The organism is Streptomyces sp. ML-6 (assembly GCF_030116705.1).
Taxonomy (GTDB): domain Bacteria; phylum Actinomycetota; class Actinomycetes; order Streptomycetales; family Streptomycetaceae; genus Streptomyces.
This window is the reverse complement of record NZ_JAOTIK010000001.1, coordinates 7341636-7367802: the sequence shown is the minus strand read 5'-3', so window position 1 is coordinate 7367802 and position 26167 is coordinate 7341636. Positions and strand designations below refer to the sequence as shown.

Sequence of the window (26167 nt, the reverse complement as noted above, 5' to 3'; positions counted from 1 at the left end):
TCCCGGTCGTCCGGCCGCCTCAGCGGGCCACGGCCAGGCAGTACTCCTCGTTGTCGGCGAGGAGGTTGCGATGGGTGTCCTCTGCGGTGATGACGCCGTCGTCCAGGACGAGCACCCGGTCGGCGGCGTCCAGCAGGGCCGGGCTGCTGGTGAGCACCAGCGTGGTGCGGCCGCGGCGCAGCTTCGCGACGTTGCGCGCGATGAGCTGCTCGGTGACCGCGTCGACGGCGGTCGTCGGGTCGTGCAGGACCAGTACCTCGGCGTCCGCGGCCAGGGCACGGGCCAGGGACAGCCGCTGGCGCTGCCCCCCGGAGAGGTTCGCCCCGCGGTCGCGGACCTCGTGGTCGAGCCCCTCGCGGTGGAGGGCGACGACATCGGTCAGCATGGACGCCTCGACGGCCTCGGGAACCATCCCACTGGTGCCCGAGGGGTCGATGTTCGTGCGGAGGGTGCCCGCGAAGATCTCCCCGTCGTACGGGTTCACCAGCATGTGCTCGCGGACCGCCTCGACCGACAGTTCCGCGAGCGCCTGTCCGCCGAGCCGCACCGCTCCCCCGTACGCGTCGGGCGGTACGTTCACCGCGAGGACCGAGGCGAGGTCGGCCGCCTCGCGCGGCCGGTAGGCGGTGATCGCCACGAACGCGCCGGCCTCCACCTCGAACTCCAGCCCGCGCAGGGTCCCGTACCGGAGCCGGTCTACCGTCAGGGCGCCGCCCTTCGCCGGGCGTCGCGGCCCCGGGGTGGTCACCGGTGGGGCGTCGAGCACCAGCGCCATCCGCTGGGCCGAGGCCCGCGCGATCATCACGTACTTGGGCATCTCCGAGAACATCTTCAGCGGTTCGATGATGAACTGCGCGAGGCCCACCGCCATGACCAGTTCCCCGATGGTGATCCGGCCGCCGAACGCCAGCCAGCCGGCCGTCAGCGACACGGCGGCGGCGAGCACCGCGTTGAGGGCCAGTGCGGTGCCCTCGTACGTGCCGTTCGCCCCGGCGACGGTGATCGCCTGGCGCCGCGCGTCCGTGCTGACCCTCCGGTAGGCCCCGAACGCCGCGTGGTTGCCGCCGAAGCCGTGCAGCGGGCGCAGGCCGACGATCAGGTCGGCCACCTTGGCGCCCGCCCGCGCCACCCGGGTCTGCTGTTCGCGGGTGCCGGCCCCGATCCGCTTGGACAGCACGGCCAGGACCGACAGGATCGCGACGGTTCCCACGATCACCAGCAGGCCGAGCCGGACATCGGCCAGTCCCAGCGCGAGCGCCGCGACCACCACCGCCACCAGGGAGCTGACCAGCAGCGGCACCACCTCGATGATGTCGGCGGTCTGGTCGGCGTCCTCGGTGGCGATGGTCAGCACCTCGCCGGACTTCAGGTCCGTGTCCCCGGCCACCGGCTGGAGCACCCGGGCGGCCACCCGCACCCGCCACCGGTGCGCCTCGGTCGTGTTGGCCTTCTGCAGGACGCGCATCCCGAACCGCCACGACAGCGACACCGTCGTGATGATCACGGCCAGCGCGCCGATCGACAGGCCGAGCGCGGCCGGGCTGCGGTCCCGCATGGTGTGCTCGACGATCAGGCCGAGCGCGATGGGGAAGGCGGTCTCCCCCGCCTGGTACAGGCCCATGAGGACGGTGCCCCGGACCATGGCGCCGACGTTGCGCCGCAGCGCGGTCCGCAGGATGTCCGTTCCCGGGCGGGGGCTTCGCATGTCAGGAGTTCTCATCGAGGTGACGGGCAATCGCTTCGGGGGTTCGCAGGGTGAGCAGGTCGCGGATCGTGATCACGGGGCCGTACTCCCGGCGGAGCAGCCCGGTCAGCCGTACCGCCAGCATGGAGTGTCCGCCCAGGGACACGAAATCGCTCACCGCGCTCACCTCGTCGTCGTCCAGGTCCAGTGCCTCGGCGAAGAACTCGCACACGGCGGTCTCGGTCTCCGTCCCCGGGCCGCGCTCTCCCGTCGTGGTCAGCGTGCCGAGCGGCTTGGCCTCCGGCAGCGCCTTGGTGTCGGCCTTCCCGTTCACGGTCAGCGGGATGGTGTCGACCCGGGCGAAATGTGTCGGGCGCAGGAAGTCCGGCAACCCGGCGCCCGCCTCGGCGGCGACCCGGGCCAGGTCCGTGCCCTCCGGGTCCTCCAGTACGAGGTAGGCGGCCAGCCGGTACGCGCCGTCGACCTGCGGGTCGGGCTGGGCGACCGCGGCGGCGAACCGCACCGCCGGGTGGGCCGTGAACACGGCCTCGACCTCCCCGGGTTCGACCCGGTGCCCGCGGATCTTGACCTGCTGGTCGGTGCGGCCCAGGTACGTCAGGTTCCCGTCGGGCCGGCGGGTCACCAGGTCCCCGGTGCGGTACATGCGTTCACCGGGTGCGCCGAACGGGCACGCGACGAAGCGGTGCGCGGTCAGGGCGCTTTGGCCGAGGTAGCCGCGCGCGATGCCGATGCCCGATACGTACAGCTCGCCGGGGACGTCGTCGGGCACGGGCCGCAGCCACTGGTCCAGTACGTACACGTCGGTGTTGTCGATCGCCACGCCCACCACCGGGTCCTGGCACTCGAAGGTGCCGACGCCGAGGGTGTTGATGGTGTACTCGGTGGGTCCGTACAGGTTGTAGCCGGCCGTTCCCCCGGTGTCGGCGAGCCGCTGCCACAGCGCCGGGCCGACGGCCTCGCCGCCCAGCAGCACCAGGGCCGGCCGCCGTGCCGGGTCGTCGAGCAGGCCCTCGGCCACCAGTTGCTGCGCGTAGGTGGGGGTCACGTTGATGACGTCGATGCCGTGCTCGTGGCAGTACTCGACCAGGCGGGGTGCGTCGCGGCGCAGTTCCTCGTCGCAGATGTGGACCTCGTGGCCGTCGGCGAGCCACAGGAGTTCCTCCCACGACATGTCGAACGCGAACGACACGGTGTGCGCGATCCTGAAGACCCGGTGGCCGTGCTCGGCGAGGACCGGCTCGAAGATCCGCCGCTGATGGTTGATCAGCATGTTGGTGAGCCCGGCGTACTCGGTCACCACGCCCTTGGGTCTTCCGGTGGACCCGGAGGTGTAGATCGTGTACGCGGGGTGGCGCAGGCGGTCCGGGTCGTCCGGCGCGAACGTCACGTACGGGTCGGCCCCGGGCAGCGGGCGGTCCAGTTCGATCAGGTCGCCGCTCAGCCGGGGCGCCACGGCACTCACGGTGAGGATCACCTCGGGCCGGGCGTCCGCGACGATCGTCGTGATCCGTTCGTCCGGGTGGTCCAGTTCCAGCGGTACGTACGCGGCGCCGACGCGCAGCACGGCGAACAGGGCCACGATCGAGTCCGGCGAGCGCGGGATCGCCAGGCCCACGGTCTTCTCGGGGCCGATGCCCCGCCGGGCGAGCACGCCCGCCAGGGCCCGGCTGCGGTCCCGGAGTTCGGCGAAGGTCATGGCCGAGCCGTGGGCGACGAGCGCGGTCCGCCCGGGGTCGCGGTCCGCGGCCCGGTCGAAGCGGTCGACGACGGTGTCCGTGCCGATGTCCGTGCGTCCGGCGGGCCCGGGGGCGGGCACCGGGCCGGGCAGGGCGCCCACCGGTCCCGTCGACCGGGCCAGGTCCTCCAGCACGCGCAGGTAGTCGTCGAGGAGGCGGCGGGCGCCCCCGTGGTCGTCGTCGCGGTGCTCCAGCTTGACCGTGAGGCGGTCGCCGGGCGTGACGACCCAGGTGAACGGGTAGTGCGTGGAGTCGTCGGCCGTCACCGAGGTGATGCCGTGCCGGGCGTTCATCTCGGCGAACGCGTCCAGGTCCAGGAAGTTCTGGAGCACGAACAGGTTGTCGAACAGGGTGTCGTGCCCGGCGGCCCGCTGGATCTCGCCGAGCCCCAGGTGCTCGTGCTCCATCGCCTCGACCCTGGCCGCCTGCACGGCCGCCAGGTACGTGCCGACCGGGTCGTCGGGCCGGGCCCGGGTCCACAGGGGCACCGTGTTGAGCAGCACCCCGACGATGCCGTCGTGGCCCTCGCCCTCGCGGCCCGAGACGGTCACGCCGAACACGGCGTCGCCGCGGCCCGTGCGGGCGCCGAGGAGAAGGCCGAACGCGCCGGTCAGCACCGTGTTCAGGGTGACGCCGTGGGTCCTGGCCGCTTCCCGCAGCAGCTCGGACAGTTCGGCGGACACGGTGTGCACGAGGGCGTGCGGCAGTCCGTCCGGGAGGGCCGGGGCCGGTCCGGCGAGCAGGGTCGGGCCCGGCAGTCCGGCCAGGTGCTCCGCCCAGAAGCGGTTCGTCTCGGCGGGGTCCTTGGCGGCGAGCGCCCGGGCGTGGTCCTCGAAGCCCGGCAGGGCGGGGACGGCGGTGGGCGATTCGCCCGCGGCGAAGGCCTCGTACGCCTCGAACAGGTCCCGCAGCACGATCTCGCGGGACCAGCCGTCCCAGAGCAGCAGGTGGTGACTGAGCAGCAGGCCGTCCCGGCCGTCGGGCAGCCGCACCGCGGTCAGCCGGATCAGCGGCGGCTCGGCCGGGTCGAATCCCGTCTCCCGGTCCCGGACGCGCAGCGCCTCGACCTCCGTGTCCGTCGCCGGGGCGGCCGTGCGGACGGGGACGCGCCGGCCCGCCCCGAGCACCTGGACCGGGTCTCCGTCGTCGTCGGTGGTGAAGCCGGCGCCCGCGGCCGGGTGCCGTGCGATCACGTACGCCATCGCCTCGGCCAGGGCGTCGGTGTCCAGGCGCCGGTCGAAGGTGAACCAGCTCTGTGCGACGTAGTGCCCGGCCGGGCCCGTCAGCTGGGCCTGGAAGAACAGGCCGCGCTGGAGCGGGGTGACCGGTGCCGTGCGCTCGGCCGTCGCGGCGGCGTCCGCGAGGTGTTCCAGCGCGTCCAGCCAGTGCCGGGTGATCTCGTCGGGCACTCCGTCGGCGAGGGTGAAGACCGCGTGCAGGCTGCCGGTGGTGTCGTCGGTCCACGCGTTGACCTCGACGGCGTACCGGTCGGGCCGGTCGGCGCCGGTGAGGTGCAGCGCCCGGGACTCGCCGCCCCGGCCCAGGTAGTTGAACAGCACCTGCGGGCGGGCGTCCAGCAGGGGTGCCGTCTGCGGGTTGAGGTACCTGAGCCGGCCGTGGGCGAGGTGCGTGTGCTCGTCCGGCCGGCGTTCGGCGGCCTCGCGGGCGGCCGCGACGGGGTCGGTGTGCGCCGTGAGCCGTACCGGTGCGATGGCGGTGAACCAGCCGATGGTGCGGGTGTAGTCGTGGTGTTCCAGGACCGGGACCCGGCCGTGCCGTTCCAGTTCGACCGCGAGGTCGGTGGGCACGGGCTGAACGTGTGTCAGTGCGGTGCGCAGCGCGCCGCACAGCAGCTCGGTGAGGCCCACGCCGAGGGCGGTGGGCGCCTCGCGCGTCACGCGGTCGCTCGCCCCGGGGCCGAGCACGACCGCCCTCTCGCGCAGGCCCCGGACCTCGGGCAGCAGCGCGGGGGCCCGGAGCGTGGTGATCCAGTGTCCGAGGCCGTCGGTCTCCCGGGCGGCTCGCGCCGCCAGCGCCTCGGCGTACTCGGCGTAGGGCGTGGTCGGCGGTGCCGGGTCCGCTCCGCCCATGACGGTGGCCAGGTCGTCGAGGAGGATCAGCCAGGACACCGCGTCGACGGCGAGGTGGTGCACGGTGACGACCAGGGTGCGGCTCGCCTCCAGCCAGGAGAACGCGATGACGTCCCCGGTCGTGGGGTCGAGCCGGTCGGCGGCCTCGTTCGCCGCGGCCGTGGCGTCGGCGGCGTCCGTGGGGACGACGGCGACCTCGCGGGCGGGTTCGGTGCTCAGGGCCCACACGCCGTGTTCGACGCGCAGCCGCAGCCGCAGGGCCGGGTGCGCGGCCACGACGGCGTTCGCGGCGCGCCGGGCGTCGGCGAGTCCGGTGCCCTCGGCCGCCGGCAGCGCCCTGGCCTGGGCGAACCGGGCGAGCGATCCGCCCAGTTCCCGTTGGCGCAGGATGATCGGGGTGGCCGGCAGCGGGCCGTCCTCGCGACGGGCCGGTGCGGGCTTCGCGGGCTGCGGGAGGCGGGTGCGCAGGTGGTCGGCGAGGGCGCGCGGGGTCTTGTGCAGGAACACGTCCCGGGGGGTGAGCGGCAGGCCGAGTGTTCTGGCCCGGTTGATCAGGGTGATGGCGACGATGCTGTCTCCCCCGGCGCCGAAGAAGTCGGTGTCGGCGTCCACGGCGACGCCGGGCAGGGTCCGGGTGAAGACGTCGATCAGGGCGTCGAGCGCGAAGTCTCCCTTGGCCAGCGGGAGTTCGTTCCCTTCGGCGGGGTTCGCGGCCGTCGGGGAGCCGGCCTGGGCGGCGTTCTCGGCCAGGGTCCTGCGGTCCAGTTTGCCGTTGACCGTCAGCGGCAGGGCGGCGACCGTCAGCACCCGGCCCGGCACCAGGTGCGCGGGCAGCCGGGCGGCCAGCCGGGCGAGGAGGTCGCCGGGCGCCCGGCCCACGACGTGGGCGACGAGGTGGTCGCCGCTGTCCGCGACGGTGACGGCCGCGTCGACGACACCGTCGAGTTCCCTGATCGCCGACTCCACCTCGCCGGGCTCGACGCGGAAGCCCATGAGCTGCACCTGGTCGTCGGCCCGGCCGACGAACTCCAACTCGCCGTCGAGGGTGCGGCGGGCGAGGTCGCCCGTGTGGTACATCCGGGAGCCGTCGCCGGCGAACGGGTCCGCCACGAACCGGCCCGCGGTGAGTCCCGGCCGCCCCAGGTAGCCGAGTGCCACCTGGTCGCCCGCGACGTGGACGGCGCCCACCCGGCCCGGCGGCACCGGCCGGAGCCGGTCGTCGAGCAGATGGGTGACCAGGCCGGGCAGGGGGCCGCCGATCGGGCTGACGTCGCGACCGGACCCGAAGTCCTCGTCGGTCAGCACCCGGTGGGTGACATGGACGGTGGTCTCGGTGATGCCGTACATGTTGACCAGTCGGGGCGAGGCGGTGCCGTACCGCTCGACCCAGCCGCGCAGCCGTCCGGGGTCCAGCGCCTCGCCGCCGAAGACGATCAGGCGCAGTGAGGTGACCGGTTCGGCACAGTGCCGGTCGGCCTCGACGAACCGGTGGAACGCCGACGGGGTCTGGTTGAGCACGGTCACCGCGCGTTCGCGGACCAGTCGGTGGAAGTCGACCGGGGAGCGGGTCAGACCGTACTCCGGCACCAGCAGTTCGCCGCCGTGCGCCAGCGCGCCCCACAGTTCCCAGACCGCGAAGTCGAAGGAGAAGGAGTGGAACTGGACCCATACGTCGTGCGGGCCGAAGTCCATGTCGGACCGGGTGTTCGCGAGGAGGCTCACCACGGCGGAGTGCGGGACGACGACGCCCTTGGGTCGGCCGGTGGAGCCGGACGTGTGGATCACGTACGCCGGGTCGTGCGGGCCGGCCTTCGGTCCGGTGGTGGGCGGCGCCGGTTCGTCGCCCTGGACGAGCAGCCGGGCCGGCACGCCCGCCCGGTCGAGCAACCGGGCGAAGCGGCCCAGCTGTTCGCGGGCCACGAGCACGACCCTCGGGGCGGTGTCGGCGAGGACGTACGCCAGGCGTTCGTCCGGGTACGCGGGGTCCAGCGGTACGTACGCGGCGCCCGCGGTGACGACCGCGACCAGGGCGACGACCTGTTCCGGGGAACGCGGGACGGCGACGGCGACCAGTCCGCCCGGACCGGCTCCGGCCGCGCGCAGGGTCGATGCCAACTCGTCCTTCTGCCGGGCCAGTTCGCCGTAGGCAAGGGAGCGGGTGGAGCCGTCGAGGGCGCACCCGGTGACGGCGGTGGCCGCCGGGTCGCGGTCCGCGGCGGCGTCGAACAGTTGGTCCAGGGTGGTCGGGGCGACCCTCGCCGGGGGCCGGGCGGGGCCGGGGGCCGCCGCGGCGACCGGGGTGTCCGGCCGGTCGAGCAGGCCGGTGAGGGTCCGGGTGAAGGTGTGCAGGATCGTCTCGGCGCTCTCCTTCCGCAGCAGTTCCCCGTCGTGGATCAGGTTGAAGCGCGGGCGGCCTTCGGGGGTGCGTTCCACCACCAGGGTCAACGGGTAGTGCGGGGCACCCTCGTTGACGATTCCGGTGATGGCCAGGGTGTCGTCGGGTCCGCGCAGCTCCGTCACATCGGTCGCGACGTCGAAGACCACCAGGGTGTCGAACAGGGGGCTCGTGCCGGCCTGCCGGCCGATCCGCGCGAGCGAGACGTGCTGGTGCGCCAGCACCCTGCTCCGGTGTTCCCGCACCGAGGCGAGCAGTCGGCGGGCGGTGGTTCCGTCGGTCCATCGGGCGCGTACGGGAATGGTGTTGATGAACAGGCCCACCATGTCCTCGATGCCGGGCACCTCCGCGTCGCGCCCGGACACCGTGGAACCGAATACGACGTCCCGGGTGTGCAGGATGCCGCCCAGTGTCACCGCCCAGGCGCTGTGCACGGCCACGCTCAGGGGCACGCCGGCCGACCGGGCGGCGGCGTCGATGTCGCCGGCCGGCTCGACGACGGCATCGGCGAACCGCCCGGAGGCGATGTGCCCTTCGGCGACCAGTGAGGGGCCGGGCAGGCCGGCGAGTTCGCCGCGCCAGACCCGGTCGCTCTCCTCGTGGTCGTGCGCGGCGAGGCGGCGCACGTGGTCGCGGGGGTCGCCGAGCGGGTAGCGGCTCCCCGGTGCGTGGTACTCGGCCAGCAGCGCGCGGAGCATCGGTGGCACCGACCAGCCGTCGGCGACGATGTGGTGCACGGTCTGCACCAGGACGGCGCGGCCGGAGCCGGTGCGGACGAGGGTGTAACGCATCAGCGGCCCGGTGGCCAGGTCGAATCCGGCGCGGCGGTCCCGTTCGGCGAGGTCGCGGATCTCGTCGTCGGTGACGAGGGGGCGGTCCAGCGTGGTGAAGGGCGCCGTCACGCCGTTCACCAGGACCCGGACGACCCGGCCGTCGGCGAGGGCCGTGAACCGGGCGGCCAGCTCGGGGTACAGGGTGAGCAGCCGGGTCGCCGCCGCCGCGAGCCGGTCGGCGTCCACCTCGCCCTCCAGCGTGAGCAGTTGCTGTTCGACGTAGCTGCCCGTCGCGTCGCCGTCGAAGACGGAGTGGAAGTACAGGCCCTCCTGCAGCGGGGTGAGCGGAAGGACGTCCCGCAGCGCCGGGCCGTCCAGTTCGTCGACGTCGGCCTGGGTGAGCGGCACCAGGGGGAAGTCGCTGGGCGAGTGACCGCCGTGTTCGAGGGCGGCCAGGGCGGTCAGAGTGGTCCGGAGGTAGCGGCCGATGGTGGTGATGTCCTCGTCGGTGAACATCCCTTCGGGCCAGGAGATGGTGATGACCAGTTCATGGGCGCCGCTCGCGCCGGGTTCGGCGATCGCATTGAATTCCAGGGCGCGCGGCAGACGCATCCTCGGGTCGCGCTTCTCTCCCAACTGACCTGTGCTGTGTGCGAGTTGCCATTCCTCGCCGGTGCCTGCGTCGAAGCGGCCCAGGTAGTTGAACAGCACCTGCGGGGCGGGTCCGGTCGGCCCGGTGCCGGTCAGGTACCGCAGGGCTCCGTAGGAGATGCCGTTGTCCGGCACCCGGGCGAGGTCCTCCTTGACCGCCTTGAGCGCGGCGGTCAGGTAGGCGGGCGAGGTGAGGTCGGCCGCCTCGCCGGGGTCCACGACGACCGGGAAGAGGGTGGTGAACCAGCCCACGGTCCGGGACAGTTCCGGTTCGAAGCCGGCGGTGTCCGCCACGAAGTGGCCCTCGCGGCCGTGTCCTTCGAGTTCGATGTGGGCGAACGTCTGGTGCTGCCCCCGGTCGCGGCGCCGACGGGCGAGGGTGACGGCGAGCGCGGTCAGCAGCACGTCGTTGACGCCCGCGTGGAACTTCGCGGGAATCGCGCCCAGCAGTGCGGCCGTGTCCTCGGCGCCGAGGGAGACGGTCCGGGTCCGCTCCCGGGCCACGGTGTCGGTCCCGGCCGGTGCGCGCCTGCCCAGCGGTGCGTCCGTTCCTGGCAGGGAGCACCGGAAGCGGGCGGGGTCCGTGGCGGACGCCGTGCGCTCCAGCAGTTGGGTCCAGCGCCTGAACGACGTGCCGACGGGCGGCAGTTCGACCGGTTCGCCCGCGGCGTACCGGCGCCAGGCCGTGGCCAGGTCGTCCATCAGGATCCGCCAGGACACGCCGTCGATCACGACGTGGTGGGCGACCAGGACCAGCTGCCTCGCGCCGCGGCGCCAGACGGCCCGCAGCATCACGCCGTTCTCCGGGTCGAGCGCCTCGGTGGCGAGCGCGACGCACTCCGCCGGCGGGAGGTCGCTCTCCTGCCATCCCACGACGGCCTGTCCGGCCTCGGGGACGACGAAGCCCCAGCGGTCGCCGCGCACCAGCTCGGCGCGGAGCATGTCGTGGTGCCGGAGCACGGCGGCGAGGATCTCGTCGAGGGCCTCGGCGGTCAGCTCCGCCGGGGTGTTCAGCACGACCGACTGCACGAAGCCGTCGATCGCGTCCGTGGTCCTGCCGAGCCACTGCACGATGGGCGGTCCCACGACGGGTCCGGTCGCGATGTCGTCGCGGTCCGTGGCGGGTGCGTCCTGCCTGCTCGCCACCGCGGCCAGGGCCCCCAGGACGCTGTGGGTGAAGATCTGTCGCACGGTGACGTGGAGGCCCGCCTCCCGCAGTGTGCTCAGCAGCGAGATGGCCAGGATGCTGTCCCCGCCGAGCCGGAAGAAGTCCTGGTCGACGCCGACCCGCTCCAGCCGCAACACCGCCGAGACGGCCGCGCACACCGCGCGCTCGTCGTCGGTGGCGGGCTCCACGAACGGGCCGGTGCCGATCGCGGGTTCCGGCAGTGCGGCCCGGTCGAGCTTGCCGTTCGCGGTGAGCGGGAACTCCTTCATCACGACGAGGTGGGCGGGCACCATGTACTCCACCATGTGCCGGGCCGCCCACGCCCGGACGTCCTCGGCCCGCAGGTCCTCGTCACCCGCGGCCGGGATCACGTACCCCACCAGGTGGGTGCCGCCGGTCGGGTTCTTCCTCGCGACGACGCAGGTGTGCCGTACGCCGGGGTGTTCGGCGAGACCTGCCTCGACGTCCTCGATCTCCAGCCGCATGCCGCGGATCTTGACCTGGTTGTCGGCGCGGCCGAGGAAGTCCAGCGAGCCGTCCGGGGCAAAACGTGCCAGGTCACCGGTCCGGTACAGCCGGGACCCGTCCCCGGCGAAGGGGTTCGCCACGAACCGGGAGGCCGTGAGGCCGGGGGCGTTGACGTATCCGCGGCCCAGGAGGAGCCCGCCCACGTACAGTTCGCCGCCGACCCCGGTCGGCACCGGACGCAGTTCGTCGTCCAGCACGTACAACTGGGTGTTGGGGTTGGCCCTGCCGATCGATGTCGACAGGCGTTCGGCGGCTCCCCGGTAGATGACGTGGGAGACCCCGATGGTCGTCTCGGCCGGCCCGTAGCCGTGGTACATGGGGATGTCGAGGCGGGTGCGGAACCGCTCGTACAGTTCCGGGGTCAGTACCTCGCCGCCGCACCACACGTGCCGCAGGCTGTCGAGGCCGCCGGAGTCGCCCGCGATCTCCAGCAGCACGTCCAGCATGGACGACACCAGGTAGGTGAAGGTGACGCGCTGCTCGGCGATCACGCCCAGCAGGTGGTGCGGGTCGCGTTCGCCACCGGGCCGCAGGACCACCAGTCTTCCGCCGGACACCAGGGGCAGGAAGATCTCGTTGATGGAGATGTCGAAGGACAGCGGCGCCTTGAACAGGGACGCGTCGTCGTGGCCGAAGCCCAGGATCTCGTGGACCTGCCACAGCAGGCGCTCGCTGATCGCCTCGTGCCGGATCATGGCGCCCTTGGGCCGCCCGGTCGAGCCGGACGTGAAGATCACGTAGGCCAGCGCGGCGCCGTGGGCGGTCGCCGCGGGCCCTTCGGCGGGGCGGTCGGCGAATCCCCAGTCGTCGAGGTCGACGGCCACGGCGTCCGGTTCGCCCGCGTCGTGCCCGCCCGAGGCGTTGAGCTGGAGCACGACCCGGGCGTCCTGGATGACGACGGCCCGGCGCGCGGCGGGCCACTGCGGTTCGAGCGGCACGAACGCGCCGTTCGCCCGGAGCACGGCGAGGAGCCCGACGACCATCTCGGCGGAGCGGTCCAGCGAAATGCCGACGATCTGCTCGGAGGAGATTCCCAGGGCGTTCAGATGGTGGGCCAACTGGGCCGAGTACTCATCGAGCTGACGATAGGTCAGGGAACGTTTCTCGTCGATGACGGCGACGGCGTCGGGTCTGGCGCGCACCTGTTCGCGGAACATCTCCACGAGGGTGGGACGGTCCCGGTCGGCCCGGGTGTCGTTCCATCCGGCGAGGGTCTCGATCCTCTCCGCCGTGCTGGACGGGCCTACGGTGCCGAGGGCCCGGTCCGGGAAGTCGGCCAGGTCGTCCAGCGCGAGCTGCGCTTCGTCCAGGGCGACGCCGTCGGGGACGAGGATGCTCCGGCCGTCCGGACCGATCTCCCAACCCCCTTTCCCGAAGCCGCCGTTGCCGACCCGTACGAGGACGTCGGCGAACAGTGTGCTGGGGGTGAGGCCCATGCCCTCGGGGCCGCGGCCGGTCGCCCAGTACGCCAGTGCGACGGCGCACGCCTCGACGAGGGTGCGGTCGCCGTGGTCGCCGGTTCGCCGGCGCAGGGCCGCCAGCCGGGTGGGAGAAAAAAGTACGCGCGGAGCGCCCGATTCCCTCATCGAAGACTCAGCATCCTTCCGTGCACACAGATCGGACCGGCTGAACCGGATTTCCCTAACTGCCCTCCCGCCAGGCGCGCCACAGCCGCGCGTACTGGCCGCCCAGGGCCACCAGCTCCTCGTGCGTCCCCTCCTCCACCACGCGTCCCGCGGACAGCACGGCGATCCGGTCCGCCGCCATCGCCTGGGTCAGCCGGTGGGCCACGAACAGCGTGGTCCGGCCCGCGCACGCGGCCGATACGGACCGTTCCAGTTCGGCGGCGCCCGCGCTGCCCGCCTCCGCGGTCGACTCGTCGAGCACCACCACCGGCGAGCGGCGCAGCACCAGCCGGACCAGGGCGATCTGGGCGACCTTCGTGACGTCCAGCCGTTCGCCGCCCTCGCCGACCACGGTGTCCAGCCCGTCGGGCAGCAGCCCGACCCACCGGTCGGCGCCGACCGTGCGCAACGCCTCCGTCAGCCGTTCGTCGTCCGCGTCGGGCGCGGCGAGCCGCAGGTCCTCGGCGAGCGGCCCCGAGAACACGTGCGTCTCCTGCGTCAGGATGCTCACCAGGGCCCGCGCCCCGGCCTCGTCCAGACCGGCGAGGTCGTGCGGCCCGACGCGCACCGACCCGGCCTGCGGGGTGCCGATGCCGGCGATCAGCGCGGCGAGGGTCGACTTGCCCGCGCCCGTCGCCCCCACCAGGGCGAGCGAACCACCGGCCGGGATGGACAGGTTCACGTCCCGCAGGACCGGTTCCTCGGCGCCGGGGTAGCGGAACGTCAGCCCCTCCACGGTCACCGGTGGGGGCTCGAGGTCCGCCGGGGCGACGGACCCGTCGCCCACCAGCCGCTCCTCGGCGGGCTCCCCCAGCACCCCGACCAGTCGGGTGAGGCTCGCGCCCGACTTCTGCGCCTCGTCGAAGGTGAACATGATGGCGCCCAGCGGGGTGAACAGCCGGTGGAACATCAGCGGGGCCGCCGACACCTCGCCCAGGCTGGCGGCGTCGGCCTCCAGCAGGGCGTAGCCCACCACGAGGATCAGGACCAGTCCGATGAACTCGGCGCGGTTCTCCCGGCCGACGAACCGGCCGAAGAGCCGGAACACCTCGATGCCGAGCTCGCGCACCCGCCACGACTCGTGGGTGACCTTCTCGCGGACGGCGCCCTCCAGCCGGTAGGCCCGTACCGTGTCGATGCCGTTCAGTCCGCTGATCAGCGCCTGTGCCCGGTCGGCCTGGGCCACCCGCTGTTTCCGGTAGAGCGGCGCGGACCGGGGCAGGTACCAGCGCAGGGCCAGCCCGTAGGCGGGCAGCGCGCCGGCTCCGGCCAGGCCGAGCCGCCAGTCCAGGCCGAACATGCCGGCCGTGGCGATGAGGACCAGCACTCCCGCCGAGAACACCGTGGGAACGGCCGTGCGGATGCCCCTGGACAGCACGGCCACGTCGTCGCCGACCCGGGACAGCACGTCGCCCCGGCCGACCTGTTCGACGCGGGCGCTCGGCATTCCCAGCACCGCGCGGACGGCGCCCTCCCGCAGCCGTGCGAGCAGGTCCGCCCCCAGCCGTCCGATCAGGTACGTCGATGCTGCGGTGGCCGCCGCGCCGAGCAGGGCGGCGACCGCCATCCACGCCCCGATCGTGACCAGGACCGAGCGGGGTTCGCCCCCGGCCACGCCGTCGACCACCCGGCCCAGCAGGAGCACCGGGAACACCTGGAGCGCCGCCCCGGCCACCGTGCCGAGGAGGGTGGCGGCCGTCAGCCACGGTGTCCGGCGGCAATGTGCCGCGACCCATCGGGTGGCCTCTCCCCCGGTCGCCGTGCGCAGGGTCGCAGGGGCGGCCGGGGTGCCGGTGGCGCTCACGCGGCGACCGGACCCGGACGGGGGCGCGGCGGTTCGTGCGTCATCCCCGGCCGGCCGATGCGACGAGTTCGTCGATCGCGTACGGCAGGGACAGCAGGGTGCCCTGGGACATGGCCGCGCCGACCGCCGGTCCCTCGCTGTCCAGCAGGTAGGACACCTTGCCATTCCTGACGGCGGGCAGGTTGGTGAACAGTTCGAACTTCTTCAACGCCGCCGTGTCCGCCTCGTCGTTGATGACGAAGATGCGATCGGCGTCGACCAGGTCGACGCGCTCGGGGGACAGCACGGTGAAGAACTTGCCGTCCGCGACCTCGTCGATCCCGGGCCGGTAGGTGAAGCCGATGCCCGTCACCAGTCGTCCGCGCACGTCGGTGGAGGTGAACGGGGCGAGCGAGTCCTTGTACCAGGACAGGGCGACGGCGGTCCGGCCCTTGAACTCCGGGTGCGCCTTCCTGGCCGCGTCGAGCTTGTCCTGGATGCCCCGCACCAGTTCGGTGCCCTCGTCCTCCTTGCCGAGCGCCTTGGCGATGTGCACCGCGTTGTCCTGCCACGGGGCACTGAAGGGTTCCTTCTCGCCCTTGGTGCGGCCCACCGTGGGGGCGATCCTGGAGAGCTTCTCGTAGGCGGCCTCGTCGATCTCGGAGTAGACCGCGATGATCAGGTCCGGCCGCAGGGAGGCGATCTTCTCGTAGTTGGGGCCCTGGTCGCCGTTCTTCATGACGACCTCGGGGCGGGTGTCGCCCCACTTGTCCTTCACCCAGGGCCACTGGGTGTTGATGTCGGGGGACCGGCCCGCCGGGTTGGGGTACTGGTCGACCATGCCGACCGGCTTGCTGCCGAGCGCCAGGATCGCCTGGTCGTCCGTGTAGCCCACGGAGACGATCCGCCGAGGGGCCTCGGTGATCTCCGTGGATCCGAAGGCGTGCTCCACGGTGACCGGGAACGTGCCGCCGGCGGCGGCCGGGGCGTCGTCGCCCTCCTTGTCCGCCGAGCCGGACCCGCACCCCGTGAGGAGGCCGAGACCGAGGATCGCGGCGGACAGGACCGCCGCCGTCCGCCGCCATGGCCCCACGGGCCCCGTTCGATGGAGAAGCATCCAAAACCCCTTGCTCTCGGGCTGTCCACCGCGCCCCGTACAAGGGCGGTCAAACCCAGGTCCGAATGGGTGAGGTCAGCCTATCCTAACTTCCCAACTCGCCTTTGTTTCCAACCGAGTTGAAGTCACATATTCATCAGATCTCACCGGCTCGGCGGTTCGTCGCCGCGTCCTGCGAGGACCTGCCTGCCGGGCCGGACGTGGGCGCGGCCGATCGGTACGACGAGCGGGCGGCCGCCCACCGGGTCGTCGATCACCTCGGCGCGCAGCCCGAACGCCTCGCGCAGCAACTCGGCGGTGATCACCTCGCGCGGGTGTCCCTGCGCCAGGATCGATCCCGCCCGCATCACGACGAGGTGGTCGCTGTAGCGCGCGGCCAGATTGAGGTCGTGCAGCACCATGACCACGGTGCGCCCCGCCTCGTGCAGGTCGTCCACCAGGTCGAGCACGTCGACGGCGTGCGCCAGGTCCAGATAGGTGGTCGGCTCGTCCAGCAGCAGCAGGTCGGTGCCCTGGGCCAGGGCCATCGAGATCCAGACGCGCTGGCGCTGGCCGCCGGAGAGCGAGTCCACCGGACGGCCGGCCAGTTCGGCCACCCCGGTCATGGCCAGCGCGCGTTCCACGACGCCGGCGTCGTCCGACGACCACTGCCGCAGCCAGCTCTGGTGCGGATGGCGTCCCCTGGCGACCAGGTCGGCCACCGTCAGCCCCTCCGGCGCGACGGGCGCCTGCGGCAGCAGTCCGAGCTTCTTCGCCACGTCCCTGGTCCTGAGCCCGGCGATGTCCTCGCCGTCCAGCACGACCGTCCCCGCGCTCGGTCTGAGCAGCCGCGCCAGGGTGCGCAACAGGGTGGATTTCCCGCAGCCGTTGGGGCCGATGATCGTGGTGATCACTCCGGGCGGGATCGCCACGTCGAGGCCGTCGATGACCACCCGGCCGCCGTACCCGACCGTGACGCCGCTGGCCGCCAGCCGCGACGCGCCCCCGCCCCCGGCCTCTGCCTCTGCCTCTGCCTCGGTCCCGGTGATGAACTGAGTGGCCACGGGTCTCCCTCCTCCGAGTTCTTTCCTACGCATGTGCCGCCCGCCTCAGATTCGCCCGCACCAGCAGCCAGACCAGGAACGGACCACCGATCGCGGCGGTGACCACACCGACCGGCAGGGTGATCGGCAGCGCCGTGCGCGCCACCAGGTCCGCGCCGATCAGCAACAACGCCCCCATCAGCCCGGAGGCCACCAGCGGGGGCGTCGGGAACCCCGCCAGCCGCATCGCCACCTGCGGCGCCACCAGCGCGACGAACGGAACCGGACCCGCCGCGCTCACCGCCACGGCGGCCAGCAGCACCGCGCACAGCAGCAGGACCGCCCGCACCCGCGTGTACCGGACGCCCAGCCCGGCGGCGATCTCGTCGCCCAGGTGCATCGGCCCGAACTGGAACGCGGCACCGGCGACGACGGCCACGAGGACGAGCGCGCACCAGAACGCCACCCGGACCTCGTCCCACGACCGGCTGTCCAGCGAACCCACCAGCCACGCCTGGGCCCTGGCCACGTCCCTGATGTCGGCCGAGACCAGCAGCCAGGTCGTGATCGCCTGCGCCACGGCGCTCACCGCGATGCCGATGAGGATGAGCCGGAAGCCGTCGATCCCGCGCCGCCACGCCAGGAAGTACACCAGCAGCCCGGTGCCGAGACCGCCCGCGAGCGCCGCCGCGGACAGGCCCACCGCACCGGTGACCGCCGCGGCGGCGCCGCCCGAGACGGTCACCAGGAACACCGCGACCGCGCTCGCGCCCCCGGTGATGCCCAGGACGTCCGGGCTGGCGAGCGGATTGCGCGCGACGGACTGCGTGATCGCCCCGGACATCCCCAGCGCGATCCCCACGACCAGGCCGGCCAGCGCGCGCGGCATCCGCAAGTCCATGATCACGAACTCGTCGACCCGTTCGCCCCGGCCGAGGATCGTGGCGATCACCCGGGGCAGGGCGACGGGGAAGTCCCCGACACCGATGGAGAGGCAGAACACCAGGAAGGCCGCCGCCGCCAACAGCACCGTGACCAGGACGAGCCGGGGCCGCCACACGAACGACACCGCACCGATCCGTACCCCCGGCGCCACCGCCGGTCCCGCGTGCGCCCCGCTCGGGTCCGCCTTCACCCCGTTCGGGCCCGCGTCCGCCCCGCTCGGTTTCACATCCGCCCCGTTCATGTGTTCCTGAACTTTCCGCGCCACACCAGGGCCGCGAAGAACGGGGCGCCCAGCAGGGCGACCACGACCCCCGCGTCCAACTCCCCCGGCCGCACCACCATGCGCCCCACGATGTCGCAGACCAGCAGGACGACGGAGCCGAGCAGACCCGCGTACGGCACCAGCCAGCGGTAGTCCGGGCCGGTCAGGTACCGGGCCACGTGGGCCACCATGAGTCCGAGGAACGCGATGGGGCCGCACGCCGCCGTGGCCGCGCCCGCCAGCAGGGTGACGGCGATGATGCCGACGGTCCGGCTCAGTGCGATGTTCACGCCCAGCCCCCGCGCCACGTCGTCGCCCAGGTTGAGCAGGTTGAGGGCGGGCAGGGTGATCAGCGCCAGTACCGTCCCGACCGCCACGAAGACGGTCACCGGCCGGATGACGTCGAATCCGACACCGGCCACGGAGCCCGCGTTCCAGAACCTCAGCGCGTTCAGCGACTTCTGGTCGGACAGCGTGACCGCCGTGGTCATCGCCACGAGGAACACCGTGATCCCCTGCCCGGCCAGGGCGAGCGTCAACGGGTTGCCCGCGCCCCGGCCGATGCTCGCCAGGCCGAAGACGACGACCCCGGCGACCGCCGCCCCCGCGAAGGCGAACCAGACGTACTGGAACGGGTTGGTGAGGCCGAGGACGGCGATCGCCGACACCACCGCGAACGAGGCGCCGGCGTTCACCCCCAACAAGCCCGTGTCGGCGATGGGGTTGCGCGTGTACCCCTGGATCAGCGCCCCGCCGATGCCCAGCGCGAGGCCCGCCACGACCGCGAGCACCGTCCGGGGCACCCGCACGGTCTGCACGATGAGCCCGATCTCGGTGAGCCGCCGGTCGGAGCCGGGGGACACGGACAGCCCGTGCCAGACCTCGGCGGGGCTCAGCGCCCGGGCGCCGACGGCCAACGACACCGCCGCCGCGAGGACGAGGGCCGCCCCGAGCACCACCAGTCCCACGGCCCGCCGTCGGCGGACCTCCCTCGGGCCCTCGGGCGTCGGGCGCTCAACCGCAGTGGTGCGCATGTCGATGTACGTCATTCCTTCGATCCGCCGGTGGTACGGGAGAAGTGGGGGCGCTAATTCCGGAACACGCCCTGGCGGGCGGCGGGGCCGGCGCCCCCGGCGACCGGCCGGGCCTCGTCGGAGGCGGACTTGACGCCCCGGTCGAGCAGCGAGTCCAGGATCTCGCCGACCCGTATCGCGGTGTTGGACAGCAGGGACGTCGTGATGCCGTGCGTGTGCTCCGTGCCGCCCTGCAGATAGATCCCGCAGCGCAGATCGGGTTCCGTCGCGATGCGGTAGTCGCGCTCGACGCGGACGCGTCCCTCCTCGTCGCGCAGGCAGCGGTCGGCGATCTCGCCGAGGAGGCCGAGGGGGTCGGCGGGACGGTAGCCGGTGGCGAACACCACGACATCGGCGTCCAGGTGCGTCTCCTCGCCCGTGACGAGGGACTTCACGGTGGTGCGGACGCCGTCGGGCCGCTCCTCGACGCCGGTGACCCGGGACACGTTGAGGAAGCGCAGCCGTTCGGTGCCGAGGACCTTCTCCTGGTACACCCGCCGGTACAGGTCGTCGATCAGATCGATGTCCACCACGGAGTAGTTGGTGTTCCCGTGATAGGCCATCAGCTGTTTCTTGACGCTCTCGGGGGCGGCGAAGTAGTCGTCGACGGCGTCCGGGTCGAAGATCCGGTTGGCGAAGGCACTGTCGTCGGCGGGGCTGTACCCGTAGCGGGAGAAGACCGCGCAGACCTCGGCCCGGGGGAAGCAGCGGTGCAGGTGGGCGACGTTCTCGGCGGCGCTCTGCCCGGCACCCACGACGACGAACCGCGAGGGCGACGTGCCCTCCAGCGCGTCGATCTTCCGCAGGAGGTCGGAGTTGTGCCAGATGCGGTCACCGCGCTCCACGCCCTCCGGCACGAAGGGGCGCAGCCCGGTGCCGATGACGAGGTTGCGGGCCCGGTGGACCTCGAGCCCCTCCTCCGAGCGGACGGTCACGTCCAGGTGTTCCACGACGCCGTCGTGGACGAGGGGCGTGACGGCGACGACCTCCCGGCCGTAGGAGACCATGTCGTCGACCTTGGCCGCGGCCCACTCGAAGTAGTCGTGGAACTCCACCCGCAGCGGGAAGAGGTTCTTGTGGTTGATGAAGTCGATCAGCCGGCCCTTGCTCCGCAGATAGCAGAGGAAGCTGAACTCGCTGGCCGGGTTCCGCAGCGTCACCAGGTCCTTGAGGAAGGACACCTGCATGGTGGCGTCCTCGATCAGCATGCCGCGGTGCCAGCCGAAGCCCGGCTGGCGCTCGAAGAAGTGGGCGGTGACCGGCTCCCGCCCGCCGACGCGTGTGTTGTGCTCGCCGAGCGCGATCGCCATGGCCACGTTGGAGGGTCCGAAGCCGATGCCGATGAGGTCGTGGACCGGTGGTGCGTCGTCGGGAAGAGCCTGTGACATGTCACTCCCATCGCTCGGGAAAGCCGTCTGTCCGGCATGGAGGAAGGTGCGGGAGACGGGCACGCCGACGGAGCGGCCCCTTTGAACTTAGGTGAGCCTAAGCTAATTGCACAACCCTGTCGATGGGCCCGACGGGACGATCACTCACCGATTCATCATCAACTCCGGCTCAAAATAGCCCTGTTGCCAACTAAGGTAAGCCTCGCTTTACTTTCTTCGGTCTGCCCCTGACCGAGGAGGAACCCATGCGAGTCGTCATGTTCGGTTACCAGACCTGGGGGCACCGCACCCTGCGAGCCCTTCTGGACTCCGAGCACGACGTGGTGCTGGTGGTGACGCATCCCCGGAGCGATCACGCGTACGAGAAGATCTGGAGCGACTCCGTCGCCGACCTCGCCGAGGAGCACGGCGTCCCGGTGCTGATCCGCAACCGTCCCGACGACGACGAGCTGTTCGAACGCCTCAAGGAGGCGGATCCGGACATCATCGTGGCCAACAACTGGCGGACGTGGATCCCCCCGCACATCTTCGGCCTCCCCCGTCACGGCACGCTGAACATCCACGACTCGCTGCTGCCGAAGTACGCCGGCTTCTCCCCGCTGATCTGGGCCCTGATCAACGGCGAGACCGAGGTGGGCGTCACCGCGCACCTGATGAACGACGAACTCGACGCCGGTGACATCGTCCGCCAGGAAGCGGTCCCGGTCGGCCCGACGGACACCGCCACCGACCTCTTCCACCGGACCGTCGAACTCATCGCCCCGGTCACCATCGGCGCACTCGGCCTCATCGCCTCCGGCCGGACGGAGTTCACCCCGCAGGACCGCTCGCGGGCGAGCTTCTTCCACAAGCGGTCCGCCGAGGACATCCGCATCGACTGGAACTGGCCGGCGGAGGACCTCGAACGCCTGGTGCGGGCCCAGTCCGAGCCGTACCCCAGCGCCTTCACCTTCCACCGGGGCAGGCGGCTGGAGGTCCTCGCCGCGGTCGTGTCCCAGAACCGCTACGGCGGTACGCCCGGCCGCGTCTTCTACCGCGAGGGCGACGGCGTGGTGATCGTCGCCGGGGCCGACGCCCGCACCGGCCGCAACCACGGACTGGCCATCACCCGGGTGCGGACCGAGGACGGCCGCGAAATGCCCGCGACGGAGTACTTCACCTCCATGGGCGGGTACCTGACCGGCCGCCCCTGACCCTCCCCTCCTGCCGGACCGTCACGAGGAAAGGCGCAGCCCCGGACACGGAGGTCAGGTCAGGTCCGGCCTGTCCCAGTGGCGATGGGCGGCGACCGCCGTCGCGAACAGCTCACCGAAGGCGTGGTCACCGGTCGCGGCCGTCACCACGCCCAGGACCTCGACGGGCTCGCCCCCCGTCGCGGCGGACCGGTCCGTGACAGCGGTGGGCAGGAGGTCGCCCAGAGCGGCCACGCCCCCGCCGTAACCACCGATGGGTTTGCCGTGCCGGTACGCGTTGCGCACGAACCGGCGGGCCGGGTCATCGGTGAACCGCGCGCCGTCGGGCAGCAGCACGGCGTCGTAGAGCACGGCTGCGACGGTCGGCAGCGCCCGGTCTGCCTCGACCGTACCGCCCCGGCTGGTACCGATCCTGCCGTCCATCGGGGCGAGCAGCTCGACCACGGCACCCCGGGCGGTGAGCGGGTCCCGGACCGCGGCGATCTGCTCCTCCTCGATCCCGTCCGTCACGAGGACGGCGATCCGCCGCGAGAGGATCGAACCGTCCCCCCGGTTGCTCTCCAGGCTCAGCGCGGGGGACGGGGGCGGGGTGGGCGTGTCCGTGGGGTCCGGCAGGGGCACCCCGATGCCTTCCGCGACGGCCCGGGCGAGATCGGTGGAGACCTGGGCCAACTGCGCGACGGTACGCGCCCGGACGTCCTTCGCCGACACCTTGCCCAGTTCGAAGCGGAACGCGTCGACGATGTGCTGCCGCTCCCATTCGACCATGCTGCGCCAGAACAGGGCCGCTTGCAGGTAGTGGTTCTCGAAACTGGGGCTGCGGCGACGGACCTTGCTGCCGTCCACCCGTTCGGTGAGGTGGCGGTAGGCCCCGGACTCCACGTCGGCGAGTACCGGGCAGCCCGCGCCGAGGGTGTTCGGCGTGTAGCTCGTACCGGAGTGGATCTGCTCCTGGTGGAAGCCGTCGCGCTGGTTGTTGCGCACGTCGACGACCGGGCGGTTGACCGGGATGTGGGCGAAGTTGGGGCCGCCCAGCCGCAGCAGCTGGGTGTCGAGGTAGGAGAAGTTCCTCGCCTGGAGCAGCGGGTCGTTGGTGAAGTCGATGCCGGGGACCACGTTGGCGGTGTGGAAGGCGACCTGTTCCGTCTCGGCGAAGAAGTTGTCGGGGTTGCGGTCCAGGACCATCCGGCCGATGGGCCGGACCCGGACCAGCTCCTCGGGAACGATCTTCGTCGCGTCGAGGAGGTCGAAGTCGAAGGAGTGCTCGTCCTCCTCCGGGATGAGCTGGACGCCCAGTTCCCACTCCGGGTACTGGCCCGCCTCGATGGCCTCCCAGAGGTCGCGCCGGTTGAAGTCGGGATCGCGGCCCTGGACTTCCTGGGCCTCGTCCCAGACCAGGGAGTGCACGCCCAGCTTGGGCTTCCAGTGGAACTTCACGAAGGTTCCGCGCCCGTCCGCGGTCACGAAACGGAAGGTGTGGACGCCGAATCCCTGCATCATCCGGTAGCTGCGCGGAATCGCCCGGTCCGACATCAGCCACATGATCGTGTGCAGCGTCTCGGGCTGGAGGGAGACGAAGTCCCACAGGGTGTCGTGGGCGGACGCGCCGGTGGGGATCTCGTTGTGCGGTTCGGGCTTCACGGCGTGCACGAAGTCGGGGAACTTGATGCCGTCCTGAATGAAGAAGACGGGGAAGTTGTTCCCCACGAGGTCGTAATTCCCCTCGGACGTGTAGAACTTCGTCGCGAAGCCCCGCACGTCGCGCACCGTGTCCGCCGAGCCGCGCGGGCCCTGCACGGTGGAGAACCGCACGAAGACGGGGGTGCGCACGGACGGGTCCTGGAGGAAGGCCGCCCGGGTGAACTCGGCGCAGGACTCGTACGGCTCGAAGAATCCGTAGGCCCCGGCGCCCCGGGCGTGGACGACCCGCTCGGGGATGCGCTCGTGGTCGAAGCGCGTGATCTTCTCCCGGAAGTGGAAATCCTCCAGCAGCGTGGGACCGCGGTCACCGACCGTCAACGAATCGTCCGTATGTTCGATTGCTACGCCCTGGTCCGTGGTCAACGGCCCCTCGGCCGGATCGGCGGCCCGGACGCTGTCCCGCTGGGCCTGCTTCCTGTCCTTCATGGGCTTCTCCTCCTGGGGGCGCGCCCGCAGCACCGGCCGACGGGCCGGGGCGGGGCTTCGCTCGTCTCCAAGCGGGTAACCGCCCCCGGCCACCGGTAACGCGGTATTTCCCGCACTCCCTCCAACAGCCTCGGGATCCGGCCCGGCGCATGGGCCGAGCGGACGCAGCCTTCCGGCCCCGCCCGCCTGCCCGGCGGTCCCGGGGACCGCCGGAGCATTCCCACGGCGCCCGTCGTCCCGGGGAGGTTTCCGCCACGAGAGGCGAGACGGCCGCGACACTGGTTCGCTGGATGAGTCGGCCCGTACCGACCGAAGCGGCAGCGCGGCGCCGGACGAGGGGCCCCCGCGCCGGAAGAGCCCGGCCGCCGGGGACGCCGGTGGCGGTGCCCGGGATCGTCGGCGGGAGGGTGAACGGACTTCCGGCGGGCGTGTTCCCCGGGAGGCACCGGTGAGCCGGGCCGACCGCTCCCCGGCACCGCAGTGAGGAGAGACACCATGCGTGCACTCACCTGGCAGGGACGTCGTGACGTGCGGGTGGAGACCGTCCCGGACCCGCGCATCGAGGAGTCCACCGATGTCGTCGTGCGGATCACCTCGACCGGGATCTGCGGGTCCGACCTGCACCTCTACGAAGTGCTCGGCCCGTACCTGGACCCCGGTGACGTCCTCGGTCACGAACCCATGGGGGTGGTCGAGGAGGTCGGCCGCGACGTCACGGCGTTGCGGGCGGGAGACCGCGTCGTGGTCCCCTTCAACGTCTCCTGCGGGACCTGCTTCATGTGCGACAGCGGTCTGCACTCCCAGTGCGAGACCACCCAGGTCCACGAACAGGGCACGGGGGCCGCGCTGTTCGGCTACACCAAGCTGTACGGGCAGGTCCCCGGCGGGCAGGCGGAACTGCTGCGCGTGCCCTTCGGGAACACCCTGCCGGTCAAGGTGCCCGAAGGACCGCCCGACGACCGGTACGTCTACCTGTCCGACGTGCTGCCGACGGCCTGGCAGGCCGTGCGGTACGCGTCCGTCCCTCCGGACGGAAGCGTCACGGTGCTGGGGCTCGGCCCGATCGGCGACATGGCCGCCAGGGTCGCCCGGCATCTGGGCGCCGGCCTGGTGATCGGGGTCGACCTGGTGCCCGAACGGCTCGCCCGGGCCGCCGCGCACGGGGTCCAGGTGTTCGATGTGAGCCGGTGCGGCAAGGAACTGCCCGACGCGATCCGGCAGCTCACCCACGGCCGGGGCACCGACGCCGTCATCGACGCGGTCGGCATGGAGGCCCATGGCGCGCCCCTGGCGAAGACCGCGCAGTGGGCCACCGGTCTCCTGCCGGACCTGGTCGCCCGCAGGCTCATGGAGCACATGGGCGTGGACCGTCTCGCCGCCCTGTACACCGCGATCGACGTGGTGCGGCGCGGCGGCACCATCTCGCTGTCCGGGGTCTACGGCGGCGCGGCGGACCCGTTGCCGATGCTGACCCTGTTCGACAAGCAGATCCAGCTGCGGATGGGGCAGGCCAACGTCAGGCGCTGGGTGCCCGAGATCCTGCCGCTGCTCGACGACGCGGACGTGCTGGGCGTGGACGACTTCGCCACCCACCGGCTCCCGCTGTCGGACGGCCCGAAGGCGTACGCGATGTTCCAGGCCAAGGAGAACGGCATGGTCAAGACCCTGCTGCGGCCGTAGCCGCAGCAGGAACACCCACGAGGGGCCTTCGAGGGGCCTTGCCCGGGCCGGCAGGATGCGAGGGGGGCAACAGCCGCTTCGCGGCGGGGGCGGAAGTGGGAGTATGGAGAACATGGGCGCCCCGACAGGCGCCGGAACGAGAGGAGGGCTTGTCCATGTCCGACTCCGAGTTCTACCGCCGTGACCGGCCCGAGAACGCCGAACTCCCCGAGGACCGGCCCCGTGGGGGCGGGCCGGAGGACCTGTCCCGCAGGCACCGGTCCCCATGGATATGGATCACCATTGTCGTGATCATCGTGCTGGCGGTCGCCATCGTGGTACCGCTGATCTGAGCCGGGACACCACTGATCCGCACCGGGACGACGAAGCCGGCACCCCGGTTTCCCCGTGGGCCGGCGAGGCCGTCTCCTCCCCTGGCACCGCTCGCCGGTCCCACCGGCGGCCTCCACGGCCCGGCGAAGGGCTCGGGGCGGGTTCCCGGGTCCTCGATTCAGTGGCGATTCAGCGGCCGAGGGCGTCGCGCAGTTGTTGCTTGTTCATGGATGAACGGCCTTCGATGTGCTTCTTCTTCGCCTCCTCGTACAACTGGTCGCGCGTGGGCCCCTGGGATCCGCTGTGGGAACGTTCCCCACCGCGTTGGGAGGCGGACTTCGCGTCACGGGTGGAGGTCCTGCTCGACGTGCGGGACTCGCCCGACCTGGCACGTTCCTTGTTCACCACGCGCGCGGCGAGTTCTTTCGCCCGCTCCTTCGATGCCCCGCGCTTTTCGGCGCTCTCCTTGACGTGCTCGTACTGGCGCTCACGCTTCTTGCTCGATCCGGCCGGCATGGCAGCTCCTGGGATTGACCGCGGCACGGAATGCGGCCGCGTCGACGGAAGGGAGAACTCCTTACCCATTGCACGCGC

13 protein-coding genes are annotated in these 26167 nt (G+C 72.2%); 3 read left to right on the top strand and 10 right to left on the bottom strand.

The features are described 5' to 3' along the window. Window positions 1-19: 19 nt before the first annotated feature. The 8 genes from OCT49_RS32320 to OCT49_RS32285 all read right to left on the bottom strand — a co-directional run bounded on the left by OCT49_RS32320 (window position 20) and on the right by OCT49_RS32285 (window position 20261). On the bottom strand, window positions 20-1720 hold the full coding sequence (locus OCT49_RS32320) for an ABC transporter ATP-binding protein (protein ID WP_283855339.1): 1701 nt from the start codon (window positions 1718-1720) through the stop codon (window positions 20-22). Further along, on the bottom strand, window positions 1707-12632 hold the full coding sequence (locus tag OCT49_RS32315; protein ID WP_283855338.1) for a non-ribosomal peptide synthetase: 10926 nt from the start codon (window positions 12630-12632) through the stop codon (window positions 1707-1709). Before OCT49_RS32315 ends, OCT49_RS32320 begins: the two co-directional genes overlap by 14 nt. A gap of 55 nt (window positions 12633-12687) precedes the next feature. Beyond that, window positions 12688-14475, bottom strand: a complete 1788-nt coding sequence (locus OCT49_RS32310; protein ID WP_283855337.1) for an ABC transporter ATP-binding protein — start codon at window positions 14473-14475, stop codon at window positions 12688-12690. Window positions 14476-14515: 40 nt separating this feature from the next. Continuing rightward, a complete protein-coding gene (locus tag OCT49_RS32305; protein ID WP_283855336.1) occupies window positions 14516-15571 on the bottom strand; it encodes an iron-siderophore ABC transporter substrate-binding protein in 1056 nt (351 codons plus the stop codon). 143 nt (window positions 15572-15714) lie between these two features. Then, entirely contained in the window at window positions 15715-16614 is a 900-nt protein-coding gene (locus OCT49_RS32300) for an ABC transporter ATP-binding protein (protein ID WP_502963437.1), read from the bottom strand. Between the two features lie 25 nt (window positions 16615-16639). Further along, window positions 16640-17779, bottom strand: coding sequence for a FecCD family ABC transporter permease (locus tag OCT49_RS32295; RefSeq protein ID WP_283855335.1), 1140 nt, complete (start codon window positions 17777-17779; stop codon window positions 16640-16642). Beyond that, window positions 17776-18834: a FecCD family ABC transporter permease gene (locus OCT49_RS32290; protein ID WP_283856009.1), complete on the bottom strand. Its 1059-nt coding sequence runs from the start codon at window positions 18832-18834 to the stop codon at window positions 17776-17778. Before OCT49_RS32290 ends, OCT49_RS32295 begins: the two co-directional genes overlap by 4 nt. A gap of 53 nt (window positions 18835-18887) precedes the next feature. After that, window positions 18888-20261: a lysine N(6)-hydroxylase/L-ornithine N(5)-oxygenase family protein gene (locus OCT49_RS32285; RefSeq protein ID WP_283855334.1), complete on the bottom strand. Its 1374-nt coding sequence runs from the start codon at window positions 20259-20261 to the stop codon at window positions 18888-18890. A 245-nt stretch (window positions 20262-20506) separates the two neighbouring features. Between OCT49_RS32285 and OCT49_RS32280 the strand changes: the two genes are divergently transcribed. Beyond that, window positions 20507-21454, top strand: a complete 948-nt coding sequence (locus tag OCT49_RS32280) for a methionyl-tRNA formyltransferase (protein WP_283855333.1) — start codon at window positions 20507-20509, stop codon at window positions 21452-21454. Between the two features lie 54 nt (window positions 21455-21508). Here OCT49_RS32280 and OCT49_RS32275 read toward each other — a convergent pair whose 3' ends face one another. Further along, the gene (locus OCT49_RS32275; protein ID WP_283855332.1) at window positions 21509-23581 is read right to left on the bottom strand and encodes a catalase; all 2073 of its coding nucleotides are present in this window, start codon (window positions 23579-23581) and stop codon (window positions 21509-21511) included. Window positions 23582-24076: 495 nt separating this feature from the next. On the opposite strand from OCT49_RS32275, the gene OCT49_RS32270 reads away from it, so the two are divergent. Further along, window positions 24077-25261 carry an alcohol dehydrogenase catalytic domain-containing protein gene (locus OCT49_RS32270; RefSeq protein ID WP_283855331.1) on the top strand — a complete coding sequence of 395 codons (1185 nt, stop codon included), beginning with the start codon at window positions 24077-24079 and terminating at the stop codon, window positions 25259-25261. 155 nt (window positions 25262-25416) lie between these two features. Then, window positions 25417-25593 carry a hypothetical protein gene (locus OCT49_RS32265; protein WP_283855330.1) on the top strand — a complete coding sequence of 59 codons (177 nt, stop codon included), beginning with the start codon at window positions 25417-25419 and terminating at the stop codon, window positions 25591-25593. Between the two features lie 169 nt (window positions 25594-25762). Here OCT49_RS32265 and OCT49_RS32260 read toward each other — a convergent pair whose 3' ends face one another. After that, window positions 25763-26089: a plasmid stabilization protein gene (locus tag OCT49_RS32260; RefSeq protein ID WP_283855329.1), complete on the bottom strand. Its 327-nt coding sequence runs from the start codon at window positions 26087-26089 to the stop codon at window positions 25763-25765. Window positions 26090-26167 lie beyond the last annotated feature (78 nt).

Excerpts from the sequence above, each read along its gene's own strand:
- OCT49_RS32320 (WP_283855339.1), bottom strand. The coding sequence starts at position 1,720 with ATGAGAACTCCTGACATGCGAAGCCCCCGCCCGGGAACGGACATCCTG.
- OCT49_RS32315 (WP_283855338.1), bottom strand. The coding sequence starts at position 12,632 with ATGAGGGAATCGGGCGCTCCGCGCGTACTTTTTTCTCCCACCCGGCTG.
- OCT49_RS32305 (WP_283855336.1), bottom strand. The coding sequence starts at position 15,571 with ATGCTTCTCCATCGAACGGGGCCCGTGGGGCCATGGCGGCGGACGGCG.
- OCT49_RS32295 (WP_283855335.1), bottom strand. The coding sequence starts at position 17,779 with ATGAACGGGGCGGATGTGAAACCGAGCGGGGCGGACGCGGGCCCGAAC.
- OCT49_RS32290 (WP_283856009.1), bottom strand. The coding sequence starts at position 18,834 with ATGCGCACCACTGCGGTTGAGCGCCCGACGCCCGAGGGCCCGAGGGAG.
- OCT49_RS32285 (WP_283855334.1), bottom strand. The coding sequence starts at position 20,261 with ATGTCACAGGCTCTTCCCGACGACGCACCACCGGTCCACGACCTCATC.
- OCT49_RS32280 (WP_283855333.1), top strand. The coding sequence starts at position 20,507 with ATGCGAGTCGTCATGTTCGGTTACCAGACCTGGGGGCACCGCACCCTG.
- OCT49_RS32275 (WP_283855332.1), bottom strand. The coding sequence starts at position 23,581 with ATGAAGGACAGGAAGCAGGCCCAGCGGGACAGCGTCCGGGCCGCCGAT.
- OCT49_RS32270 (WP_283855331.1), top strand. The coding sequence starts at position 24,077 with ATGCGTGCACTCACCTGGCAGGGACGTCGTGACGTGCGGGTGGAGACC.
- OCT49_RS32265 (WP_283855330.1), top strand. The coding sequence starts at position 25,417 with ATGTCCGACTCCGAGTTCTACCGCCGTGACCGGCCCGAGAACGCCGAA.
- OCT49_RS32260 (WP_283855329.1), bottom strand. The coding sequence starts at position 26,089 with ATGCCGGCCGGATCGAGCAAGAAGCGTGAGCGCCAGTACGAGCACGTC.